Below are 11,787 nucleotides of genomic sequence, written 5' to 3'. Positions count from 1 at the left end.
GCGAATCCAATACGGATCGGGATGGGTCCGAGTCATCGAGCCAGGGCCTCTGGCGTAAAGGAAAGCGAATATGTGCGGCATTGTCGGCGCGGTGGCGCGACGTAATGTAGTACCGGTGTTGGTCGAAGGGCTGCGTCGTCTGGAGTACCGCGGCTATGACTCGTGTGGCGTGGCCGTGCTGAAGGACGGCGTGCCGCAGCGCGCGCGCAGTGTGTCGCGCGTGGCCGATCTCGACGAACAGCTAACGCAGACGCATCTGGCCGGGCAGACCGGCATTGCCCACACCCGGTGGGCGACGCACGGTGCGCCAGTCACGAACAACGCGCATCCGATCTTCTCGCGCGACGAAGTGGCGCTGGTGCACAACGGCATCATCGAGAACCACGAAAGCCTGCGCGAGGAACTGCGCGGCCTCGGTTACGAATTCGTGTCGCAGACCGACACCGAGGTGATCGCTCACCTGATTCATCACCTCCTCACGAACGGCGCGGCCGGCGATCTGTTTCGCGCGGTGCGGCTGGCCACGCGACGTCTGCATGGGGCGTATGCCATCGCCGTGTTCCGCAAGCAGGAGCCGCATCGCGTGGTGGGCGCACGCGCGGGTTCGCCGCTGGTGGTCGGGGTGGGCGAGGGCGAGAACTTCCTCGCTTCCGACGCCCTGGCGCTGGCCGGCACCACCGATCAGTTCATCTACCTGGAGGAGGGCGATGTCGTCGAGCTGACGCTCGACGGCGTGACGATCGTCGATCGCAACGATGCGGACGCGCAGCGTGAAGTTCGCACGGTGCAGGCGTATTCAGGCGCGGTGGAGCTTGGCCCGTACCGCCACTACATGCAGAAGGAAATCTTCGAGCAGCCGCGCGCCATCGGCGACACGATGGAGGGCGTGGAGGGCGTTTCCCCCACGTTGTTCGGCGATAAGGCCGAAGCCGTGCTGAGCGGTATCGACTCGATTCTGATTCTCGCGTGCGGCACGAGCTACTACTCGGGCATGACGGCGAAGTACTGGCTGGAGTCACTCGCGCAGATCCCTACGCAGGTCGAAGTGGCGAGCGAGTATCGCTATCGCGACAGCGTGCCGAACCCGAAGGCGCTGGTCGTCACCATTTCGCAATCGGGCGAGACGGCCGACACGATGGCGGCGCTGCAGCATGCGCAGTCGCTCGGCATGACCAACACGCTCGCCATTTGCAACGTGGCGACGAGTGCGATGGTGCGCCAGACGGCGCTGCACTATCTCACGCGCGCGGGGACGGAAATCGGCGTGGCGTCGACGAAGGCCTTCACGACGCAACTGACCGCGCTGTTCCTTCTGACGCTGACGCTCGCCAAGCTGCGCGGCCGTCTGTCTGCAGCGCAAGAGGCCGATTACCTGACGCAGTTGCGTCACCTGCCGGCAGCGCTCAACAGCGTGCTGGCGCTCGAGCCGCAGATCATTGCGTGGGCGGAGGAGTTCGCCCGTCGCGAGAACGCGCTGTTCCTCGGACGGGGTCTGCATTACCCGATCGCCCTCGAAGGTGCGCTCAAGCTCAAGGAAATCTCGTATATCCACGCCGAGGCATATCCGGCGGGCGAACTCAAGCACGGCCCGCTGGCGCTGGTGACCGATCAGATGCCGGTGGTTACGGTCGCGCCGCGCGACGCGCTGGTCGAGAAGCTGAAGTCGAACATGCAGGAAGTGCGGGCGCGCGGCGGTCAGCTATACGTGTTCGCGGATGCCGACACGGAGATTTCGAGTGCCGAGGGCATCCACGTCATTCGTATGCCGGAACACTACGGCCTGCTCTCGCCGATTCTGCACGTGGTGCCGCTGCAACTGCTGGCGTATCACACCGCCTGCGCACGCGGCACCGATGTCGACAAGCCGCGCAATCTGGCGAAATCGGTGACGGTGGAGTGACACGGGATTCTGCTCGGACTCGCTGTCTAAAACAAATGGAAGCGCTTCAAAACACCCGCAAAGTTCTGACTATATGAGGGTCTCCTCCCATGGGAGCCGACCCGATAAGGCCAACGATGCTTTCGCTCGTTGGCTTTTTTTTGCGCAAAAACTCCCGGAAACACCTCTACCCTTTCCTCCAGCGCAGGCGCCACGTGGCTGTGCGGCGCCGGACGTATTAGATATGACGCCGGTCACATCCGTGCAGGGAATGACCTTGTGAGCTCGACGCCACTTCGGCAATGGAACTAACGAACTTCGTGGCGTACTACGGCGGGCGGGGTCCACGCGCCCGTTGTGGTTTCCATCTTCGGCCAATAAGCCCGGATGTACAGGGAAAAATCACCACTAGCCGGAGCGGGCAGCCAGTTCGCGGCGTGTGCGCTGTCGGGAGGCGTCGATTGCACGTATAGCGTCAACGACCCGTCGTCGTTGTATTTCAGGTCGCGGTTTTTTGTGCCGAGAGAGTATCGCTTGAGGCTGTTCGGAACAAAGAAGTGATGCTCGTTGTAAAGCGTGAGCGACCAAAATCCATTCACCGGCGGTGTGGCGCCTTTGGGAAACGTGACTGTGTACGCCTTTGCGCCGTTCAGTCGCTGCCCGTCGCTGTCGAAGTCCTGGTAAAAATACTTTGTCTCCGAAGGACCGTTGACGAAAATATTCGATTTTGCGACGGCCGTCCGGGTGAGGTAGTCGACGCCAAAGGCGGCATTGTTGTTCGTCGTGGACCAGTGGTTGGGCAGCGGGATGCCGAAATTCCGGAATTCGAATAACGGCGCGATCAGTTGAGCGTCTGCAAGCTTTAGCTCGTCATCAATGGCTTTGCGCATCGCCGGGCTTGACTTGGCCGCCTCGACCAGGGCGAGCGCTTGTGCGTACATGGATTCCTCGCCGGGGAGTGCCGGGGAGTCCGCGAGCGCTGCCGGAAGCACGTCGATAAACTTCTCTGGCACAACCCAGGACGTTTCACTGTCCCCCGAGTCTTGTGAAGGCACGCGCTTGAGAGAGCGCCAATCCGTGTGCTTGAACTTGCCATCGTACTGCGCCAGCGGATACATCATGACGCTGCCAAGAACCTCCTGAATCGCCGCCCGGTCGGCAGCCGTATCGTCCATAAACACGCGCGGAATCACGTTGCCAATATTGGTGGAAGCGCGAAACACCCGGCTAATACCTGGCGGAACATCGCCTTTCCAGTTTGGCCCCACCAGCATGTAAAAGCCGGGTTGGGTGTTGTACATCTTGCCGAGCTGCGCAAAGCTGTCGGTTCGCCCATCCACGACCTGATAGACCCAGAACCGGTTGCCAAAGTCCGGGACCTGGATAACGACGGGCGAAATATCGAGGGCCAGCAATCCTCCCCCATAAACGACGTCCTGATTAGGGCAGGCAACGAGACGAACATCCGGCGGGAAATAGTCCGTCAGCATGGTCAGCTCATTGAGCGGCGCCATCGGAGCCGCGCCGACGTACATGCGCGATTTGATCTGCGAGTACGCAAGTCTGCGACTCTCCATGTTGACCAAAGGCCATGCCCAGAAGAACGTGTTTCTGGCCACTTGTCTCGCATAGGCCTCCGTCATTCGGGTTCCGGTGGCTGGTCCCTCGGGCATGGATGCGGCCAGCGTCGGCGTTAGCGAAATTGGCGCGGCCGCGACGCCGACGCTACAGACGATAAGACATGTGGCGAACAGGCCAGTCAACGCTTTCATTTGAGTCACTCAAGGGGCGTCGTGCATAAAAGAGTGGCCGGGCCGTTACAGACCAACCTCGGTAACCGGAGCGGGCGTCCATTTACCTTCTCTGACCACGGTCTTTGGTACGTAGGCACGGAACGTCAGGGAAAACGGTTTTCCCCGAGCGGACGGCAACCAGTTGGACAGATACTCCGGTGATGGCTCGTCCGGGCCGATGAAAATTTTGAGTGAGCCGTCCGCTTCATGCTTGAGCGGCGAGTAGCTGTTCAGGTTGTAACGCTTGAGCGCGTTCGGTACAACGCGGTAGTCCGGCACACCCACCAGAATGATGGACCAATAGCCGTCCACCACCGAGGATGGAAGCTGGTCTGGCGGGAAGGACATCACATAGTTCTTCCCGCCATCGAACGTGCGTCCACTCGCGTCCTGCGTGCCAATAAAGTACAACACTTCATCGGGAACGTTTGCCCAGATTCCGAGATAGTTGGCGGCGGCACGCAGTCGATAATCGGTCCCATAATGACCGACGGTGCCGCCCCCGGTCCAACGGTTCCGGCTCGGGGCCGAGTCGTTGACCGCATACGCTTTAAATTTCGGAACCACTATCTGCTGTAGTTGGCTTGCGACTGCCGCACGCGTCGAGGCATCGGTTTGAACGCGGGTAGCCACGTCCCTTGCCGCTTGTTGTTGCTCCGCGGCTTTCGGCGAGACGTCCGCAGCACTGGCGATAAGGGCATTCACGTTGTCAAAAATGTCCACACCCGCGAGGTCCGCGTTGGAGAAATCCTTGAGGGCTGGCGGCGGGGAGATGCGCGGCTTGCCGATGACGCTCAGGCGGAACTGACGCTGAAGAGCCATCGCGCCGTCAGGGTCGTCTTTCAGTTCCACCCGCGCGAGCATCTTCGCCTTGGACGAGTGGAGCACTACCGGTGAGGCATCTGCAGGCAGCTTTACCTTGCTTGCCGGTGACACGAATGCAAATTTTCCATATGGCTTCGACGGGAAAGTGCGCTCATTAATGTTTGTGATGACTTCGCCCCATTCGTCAATGATTTGCGCGGTGTAATACCTTCCCGTGATCTTCGGGATATCAAGCACTGCTGCCGAATTGTCGTCGACGGCTATCCACGCTTCCAGGTAAGCGACGTCGAGATTGGGATTTACGAAATCGGCTGAACCCCTTGGGTTGTACTTGATGGTGTTGTATTTCACACCGGTTGCCGCTGCCAAATCGTGCTGTTCCTGGCGGACAACGAGCGCACGCCCCAGCAAATAAGTGTACGCAGTGGTCAGGGACGCCTCGTTCACAGAGGGCTGTGCAAAGGCGCGGGGCGCCGAGAGGACCAATACACCAACCGCGAACGCGAGGCGCATTGGCCAGCCGCGTGCCAGGGTGCCTGATCGCCTGCAGCCCCAAAAGGTGTTCCTAAAAGAACAGGAACGAAAAAGGAAGGCAACGGACATTTGAACTCCATCAGAAATAGATTTCAACGTCGACGCAACACCGAGGCGTGTCCAGAATACCTAAAGTTCGTTTCAATTGCCATGCGCGGGGTCACGCTGGCCTCCAAGCTGGAGGCGAGAGGTTCGCAGCCCGACTCATTGATGGTTTTCCGCAGACGAGATCGGCGAGACGTGCTTCTCGCCACTCGCCCGATGTCCTGACGATGGCCCCGGGCGGCTGCATGCGGCGAGCAACGCGTTGCGGCCGGTGACGGCAGGCGCGTCGCCGTGCGGCGTCAGTGCAAGGGCGGGACGGCGCCCACCTTCTCGGCGAGCATGCGCTCGTAGACGCCGAAGTGGAGATCGACTTCGCTTTGCGTGACGACGGTGACGTTCATTTGGATGGCTTCAGGCGGCAGTGCAAACACGGTTGCGAGCGCAACGCAGATCTGCGGCACCACGTTGACGTCGGCGTCGACGGTCGTCCCGGCGTCGACGCGCAAGCTGCCGTCGCGCGAGAACACGATTTCGACGATGCGCGCGCGAGCGCTCATGTTGTTCTCGATGGCCAGCGCGATGACGTTGGCCATTTTCCGCATTCCCTCCGTGGGAAATCCACGCTCGGCGCGCAAGCGCAGACGGTGGACGCCGATTGTCAGCCAATCCCATTCGAAATCCATTGTGCACCTCCGGATGTGGTCAACTGTGCCGTCAAATTGAGGGGCACATTTTTGATTTCAAGACCCCTTGAAATCCGGCGGAAGCGATCTATCTTAATGTTCCGTCAGTGCCTGCTGGCGCAAGGTTTGATGACCGCGTGTCATCGTGTTTTCGTTATTAACTCCGTCGCATCGATTGGGCGGAATTATTAGGAGAATGCGACCATGAGCGAATTTGACCTGAGCAATGGGATATTTGGAGAGCTGGACCGCCTCCACCGGGAGATGACGAACCTCTTTTCCGGCTTCCCGACCAGCATTCGGTCCTCACGCCCGGGAGCTTTTCCTCCCATCAATATCGGCACCACCGACGACTCGGTGGAAATCGTCGCCTTCGCGCCCGGCATGGATGCCAAGGCCTTCGACGTGACCATCGACAAGGGCCTGCTGACCATCTCCGGCGAGCGCCGGCGCGCCAGCGAGGAAGCGCGCGATACGCGATCGTACGCACAGGAGCGATTCACCGGCACCTTTCGCCGGGCGATCGAATTGCCGACCCACGTCGACCCGAACGACGTCAAGGCGCGCTACGCCAACGGCTGTCTGAGCATCAGCATCGGCAAGCGCGAGTCGTCCAGGCCGCGCGCCATTTCCGTGCAATGAGGAGGACATCATGAACGCGAACTCGCAACTCACGACGACTTCCCAAGGCCAGGCGCCATCGCGCCCGACGACGCAGGAGCCGCGACACCTCACCGTCTGCCCGGCCGTCGACATCGTGGAAGACGAGCATGGCGTGACACTGTGGGCTGATCTGCCCGGCGTGTCGAAGGACAAGCTCGACATCCGCGTGCAGGACGGTACGCTGTCCATCGAAGGCGAAGCGATGGTCCCCGCGCCGCAGAACCTCCGGCTGCAGCACGCCGAACTGAAGGAGCCGCGCTTTTCCCGCGCCTTCATGCTGAGCGCCGATTTCGACACGTCGAAGATCGAGGCGCAGCTCAGAGATGGCGTGCTCAGACTGACGGTGCCGCGTCGCGAGGAAGCGCGCCCGCGCAAGATCGAAGTGCAGGCAGCCTGATGCAGGCGGCCCGTGAATTTCGATGCGGGTTGATTCCTACGGTTCGCGCCTGCGGGCGTATGCCCGCGGGCGCATTTTTCGACATGCGAGAACAACATGAGAATGCTCTGGCCGAAGAGCGACGAGCCGCACGTAAAGACCAAGGTATTCGCGGTGCAGGCAAATCTCGACGAAACCGTGGCACTGATCCGAAGGTTCGCGCATGACGAATTCGCGCGCGCCATCGGTACCGAAACCCCGTCCGACCAGGACATCCGGGGCTTCATCCTCGATCGCCTGCGAAGCATGAAGCTCGATGCGGCCGAACCGTGGACGGAGCCTACCGTGCAACGCGTATTCGGCAGCGTGTACGTCATGCCGATGTTCGCGAAAATTGAAGGCGTGCGCGCCATCGAGGCCCGCCTTGTCGTGATGCCGGACGCACGCTACGCGCCGCGCACCTATATTCCGATATCGAATTAGCGGCGCGCCGACTCTGCCCGCAAAAAAGGGGAGCCCCTTGCAGGGCTCCCCTTCAAGCTGGAGCACTCAAACCAACAGTGGAACGTCTCGCGAAGACGTGGGCTCAGAACTTGTGGCGCAGGCCCGAGATCACGGCAGCCTGGGTCTTGGTGCTCGACGCACCGCCCGCGCCGTTGATCGACGCCGCCGTGGCGTCGCCCGCGGCCTTCTGGTAGATGCCCACGAGGTACACGTCCGTGCGCTTCGAGAGCGAATAGTCGACGGCGGCGTTGACCTGATGGTACTTCGGGCTCAGGTCGGCGAGCGTGGCGCTGCGCGTGCTGGCGTCCGTGTAGGTGTACGACAGGCCGAGCAGCAGCGACGGCGTGAGGTTGTACGTGCCGTTCAGTTCATAGTTCGACACGCGCGCGCCGGTGCCGCTCACGTACTTGAGTTGCGTGTTGCTGTACACGAAGCCGACGGCGGCCGGGCCGAAGCTGTAGCTGCCGCCCGTGGCCAACACGCGTTGCTTGTCCACGCCGACGGTCGCGGTGCCGATGCGCGCCGTATAGAAGTCGCCACTGTAGTCGCCAGCCACGGCGCCGCCCGTGTTCGTGCTGTTCGGCGAGCTCACTTCGAGGTAACCAATGCCGAACTTGACCGGGCCGTTGGCGTAGCTCGCACCTACGCTGTAGGCGCGGTTGTTGGCGAAGCCTGTGCCGCCCGTGCCGCTGCTGGCCTGGTTCGAGAAGCCATACAGGCCGCCGAACGTGAAGCCGGCATAGTTCGCGCTCGTGTACTTGATCGAGTTGTTGATGCGAAACGAGTTGTACAGGTTGTCCACGTCGCCGACGTGGGCGCCGAGCTTCGTGGCGAAGAGCTTCGCCGAGGTGAGGCCGCTCACGAAATCGACCACGGAGTCGTACTGACGGCCGATGGTCAGGCTGCCGAACGACTTGCTCGACAGGCCGACGAACGCCTGGCGGCCGAATTCACGGCTGCCCTGGCCCAGGCCGCCGTTCGTGAGGTTGAAGCCGTTCTCCAGGGTGAAGATGGCCGACAGGCCGCCGCCCAGATCCTCCGAACCCTTCAGGCCCCACCGGTTGCCGGATTGCAGGCCGTCGGCGGTGCCGAAGTTCTTGCTGCCGCCGACATTGCTCACGTAAGACAGGCCGCCATCCAGAACGCCGTACAGCGTGACGTTGCTCTGTGCCTGTGCCGCACCCGCGGCGCACACGGCGAGAACACCGCCCAGCGCGGCGGCCAATTGCGTCTTTTTCATTGGTCTATTCCTTTTCGATAACTTTGGATTGATGCGAACCCGTCGCTTTTTGACGAGCGCCCCGTGGGTTCGGGCCGAACTATATCGAAGGACCCGGCCATTCCATAGGTGTATTAACGAAATTCCGCGTGCAATGTATTGCCACTACAACGCAGCGCGATTTATCGCCGCGCAGTTCCGGAATTTCATGTGGATGACATATGCGAGCGCTATAAAACGCTGTGCGCGAGCCCTGCAGACACGGGGTGCGGTGCGGCGTGGCGTGGTGTCCGGTCATCCGGTCATCGCGCCGCCCCCCGCTCTCTTGCGCTCTCTTGAGCTTCTCCCGCCTTTATCAATCCCCGTTTTTCCCGTTTCGCCACTTCCTCTGGCTGTTTGTCCCACGGCCTATCCCGCTTGTCCTGTTCCGCGGCACGCGTGTCGACATCGACACTGCGTCCATCCGGCTTTGGCAGCGACACATGCCGCTTCTGTACAGTTCGTCATAAAGATCGTCAGTTCGACGTCAAATAAATGTTTATTGACGATTTGACGCTACATTTCATCTGATCCCCTCCATAGAATTGAGGCAGGGCACACGCAGTCAGAAGTGCTCACAAGGCGGCCTGCCGCACCGACCGTTGCTTTTTCGAGGGAAAGAACATGAAAAAAATCGCCTTGCTTGGCGCAGGCCACATCGGCCAGACCATCGCCCGCCTGTTGCACGACAGCGGTGACTACCGCGTGACCGTGCTGGACCGGAATCCGCAATCGCTGGCCTTCGTGCGCGAACACGCGCACGCGCTTGTCGAACTCGCCGGCGCGGGTACGGGAGATGCGGCGCATACAGGTGATACGGGCGCGTTGCAGCGCGCGGTCGCCGGACACGACGCCGTGATCAATGCGCTGCCCTATACGATGGCCACGAGCGCCGCAACGGCCGCGGTGGCCGCCGGTTGCCACTACTTCGATCTGACCGAGGACGTGGCGGCCACGCACGCGATCGCGCAGCTCGCCGAGGGCGCGTCGACGGCGCTCATGCCGCAATGCGGGCTTGCACCGGGCTTTATCTCCATTGCGGCGCACCATCTGGCGGCCGCCTTCGATCAGGTGGATTCGGTGAAGATGCGCGTCGGCGCATTGCCCGCATTCCCGACGAACTCACTCAAATACAACCTGACGTGGAGCGTCGATGGACTGATCAACGAATATTGCCAGCCGTGCGAAGCGATTCGCGACGGTGCGCCATTGACCGTGCAGCCGCTCGAAGATCTGGAGCACTTTTCGCTCGACGGCGTGGAGTACGAGGCGTTCAACACCTCGGGCGGCCTGGGGACCCTGTGCGAAACGCTGGACGGGCGCGTGCGCAATCTCGACTACAAATCGGTGCGCTACCCGGGGCATGGCGCGCTGATGAAGGTGCTGCTCAACGAACTGCGGCTCAAGGAAGATCAGGAAACGGTCAAGGCGATCCTCCGGCGCTCGATTCCGAGCACGCTGCAGGACGTGGTGCTCATCTTCGTGGTGGTGAGCGGGCTGCGGGCGGGCGTGCTCACGCAGGAGGTGTTTGCACGGAAAATCTTCGCCGAGCGCAACAATGGCCATAGCGCGAGTGCCATCCAGATCACCACGGCGTCGGCGATCTGCGCGGCCGTCGACATGTTTTTCGCGGGACAACTGCCGCAACGCGGCTTCGTGCGGCAGGAGCAGATCGCGCTGCCGGACTTTCTCGCCAACCGCTTCGGCCACGTCTACGCCCGGTCGACGCATATCGAATCGCTCTCGTAACGCCAGGAAAGCACGAGGGTCCGGGATGCATGCAACGCATCGCCTGCCGTGGCCCGACGATGGGGCCCGACGATGGGGCCCGACGTCATCTCGGGACTCCGGGGCCGTGAACGTGCTGGACTGGTGTTGGAAGGATTTTTCAAAAAAAGTGGGATTTTGGGAGGCAATTTTCGTGATGTGGCGCTTTGGCGAGTGATTCCGCAAGCCTTTTCTCTCATGCGGCGCGTAGGATCGATGCACGTTTTTTGCCCGAGACCGATCATGCGCGATAAGGAAACCCTCCACTACTTCGATTACGCCGCGACTACGCCGGTGGATGCCGCCGTCATTGCCGCGATGTCCGACTGCCTGGGCGTCGACGGGGTCTTCGGCAATCCGGCGTCGAGTTCGCACGCGGCGGGCGTGAGCGCGCGGCGCCTCGTGGAGCGCTCGCGCGCGCAGGTCGCGGCACTCATCGGCGCGCAGCCAGCCGAGATCGTCTGGACCTCGGGGGCCACCGAATCGAACAACCTGGCGATCAAGGGTTACTCGGAGCGCGGCCAGGCCCGCGCGCATCTGGTCACGAGCGTGCTCGAGCACAAGGCGATTCTCGATACGATGGCGAGTCTGGAGGCGCGCGGCGTGCCCGTGACCTATGTCACGCCATCGGCCACGGGCGAGATCACGGCCGACGCCGTGGCGGCGGCCATGCGTCCCGATACCGGTCTGGTGTCGCTCATGCTCGTGAACAACGAACTCGGCACGTTGACGGACGTGGCCGCGATCTCGAAAGTCGTGCATGCCGCCGGCGCCCTGCTGCACGTGGACGCCGCGCAGGCGCTCGGCAAGACGCCCATCGACGTCAAGGCGATGGGCATCGACATGCTTTCGATGTCCGCACACAAGGTGTACGGTCCGAAGGGCATCGGCGCGCTCTACGTGGACAAGGACGTCATGTCGCGAATCGCCCCGCAGATGCATGGTGGCGGACACGAGCGCGGCCTGCGTTCGGGGACGCTGGCAACCCACCAGATCGTCGGCATGGGCACGGCGTGCGAACTGGCAATGCGCAACATGGCGGCGGACAATGCGCGCATCGCGGAATTGAGCCGTCGGCTGCTCGACGGCGTGCTGGCGCTCGAGGGCGTGACGCACAACGCGGCGAGTGCGCAGCGCATTGCGCATACGCTCAGCCTGACGATCGGGCATCCCGGCTTCTTCACGTTCATGCTCGACCCGAACCTGGCGGTCTCGTCCACGTCGGCCTGCAATTCGGCGTCGGGACAGCCGTCGCACGTGCTGACGGGTATCGGCATGGACCGCGAGGCGGCCAGCCGGACGGTGCGCGTGAGCCTCGGGCGCTTCACCACGCCGGCATCGGTGGATTTCGCCATCGCCTGCTTCGAGCGCGTGGTTGGCCAGTGCCGCGCGCTCGCCGCCTGATCGGCGCGGGTCACTCTCGCCAGCAGGCCTCACCGGCGCCATCGGTTGGCGGCTAT

General features: G+C 62.1%; 9 protein-coding genes and 1 pseudogene. 6 read left to right on the top strand and 4 right to left on the bottom strand.

The annotated features are described in order from the left end of the window. Window positions 1-70: 70 nt before the first annotated feature. On the top strand, window positions 71-1,900 hold the full coding sequence (gene glmS / locus PNO31109_RS02510) for a glutamine--fructose-6-phosphate transaminase (isomerizing) (protein ID WP_150554036.1): 1,830 nt from the start codon (window positions 71-73) through the stop codon (window positions 1,898-1,900). Between the two features lie 287 nt (window positions 1,901-2,187). Here the strand turns inward: glmS and PNO31109_RS02505 are convergent, their stop codons facing one another. From PNO31109_RS02505 to PNO31109_RS02495, 3 genes are all read right to left on the bottom strand, one after another. Continuing rightward, a complete protein-coding gene (locus tag PNO31109_RS02505; protein WP_150554035.1) occupies window positions 2,188-3,651 on the bottom strand; it encodes a DUF1254 domain-containing protein in 1,464 nt (487 codons plus the stop codon). A 45-nt stretch (window positions 3,652-3,696) separates the two neighbouring features. Then, window positions 3,697-5,100: a DUF1214 domain-containing protein gene (locus tag PNO31109_RS02500; RefSeq protein ID WP_206111354.1), complete on the bottom strand. Its 1,404-nt coding sequence runs from the start codon at window positions 5,098-5,100 to the stop codon at window positions 3,697-3,699. A 275-nt stretch (window positions 5,101-5,375) separates the two neighbouring features. After that, on the bottom strand, window positions 5,376-5,759 hold the full coding sequence (locus PNO31109_RS02495; protein ID WP_150554034.1) for a hypothetical protein: 384 nt from the start codon (window positions 5,757-5,759) through the stop codon (window positions 5,376-5,378). Window positions 5,760-5,963: 204 nt separating this feature from the next. On the opposite strand from PNO31109_RS02495, the gene PNO31109_RS02490 reads away from it, so the two are divergent. The 3 genes from PNO31109_RS02490 to PNO31109_RS02480 all read left to right on the top strand — a co-directional run bounded on the left by PNO31109_RS02490 (window position 5,964) and on the right by PNO31109_RS02480 (window position 7,281). Then, window positions 5,964-6,401 (top strand): Hsp20/alpha crystallin family protein, encoded by a 438-nt coding sequence (locus PNO31109_RS02490; protein ID WP_150554033.1) that lies wholly within the window; start codon window positions 5,964-5,966, stop codon window positions 6,399-6,401. 10 nt (window positions 6,402-6,411) lie between these two features. Then, window positions 6,412-6,819, top strand: a complete 408-nt coding sequence (locus PNO31109_RS02485; RefSeq protein WP_150554032.1) for an Hsp20/alpha crystallin family protein — start codon at window positions 6,412-6,414, stop codon at window positions 6,817-6,819. 96 nt (window positions 6,820-6,915) lie between these two features. Beyond that, complete coding sequence (locus PNO31109_RS02480) at window positions 6,916-7,281, top strand: hypothetical protein (protein WP_150554031.1); 366 nt, start codon at window positions 6,916-6,918, stop codon at window positions 7,279-7,281. A gap of 103 nt (window positions 7,282-7,384) precedes the next feature. Here the strand turns inward: PNO31109_RS02480 and PNO31109_RS02475 are convergent, their stop codons facing one another. Continuing rightward, on the bottom strand, window positions 7,385-8,542 hold the full coding sequence (locus tag PNO31109_RS02475; protein ID WP_150554030.1) for a porin: 1,158 nt from the start codon (window positions 8,540-8,542) through the stop codon (window positions 7,385-7,387). A 642-nt stretch (window positions 8,543-9,184) separates the two neighbouring features. Here PNO31109_RS02475 and PNO31109_RS02470 point away from each other — a divergent pair. Next, window positions 9,185-10,309: a saccharopine dehydrogenase family protein gene (locus PNO31109_RS02470; protein WP_150554029.1), complete on the top strand. Its 1,125-nt coding sequence runs from the start codon at window positions 9,185-9,187 to the stop codon at window positions 10,307-10,309. Window positions 10,310-10,570: 261 nt separating this feature from the next. Then, window positions 10,571-11,728: pseudogene (locus PNO31109_RS02465) on the top strand (cysteine desulfurase family protein); the annotation flags it as partial. Window positions 11,729-11,787 lie beyond the last annotated feature (59 nt).

It is taken from the genome of Pandoraea nosoerga (genome assembly GCF_902459585.1).
GTDB classification, from domain to species: Bacteria; Pseudomonadota; Gammaproteobacteria; order Burkholderiales; family Burkholderiaceae; genus Pandoraea; species Pandoraea nosoerga.
The sequence above is the reverse complement of the archived record's forward strand: the minus strand, read 5'-3'. Positions and strand labels throughout refer to the sequence as shown.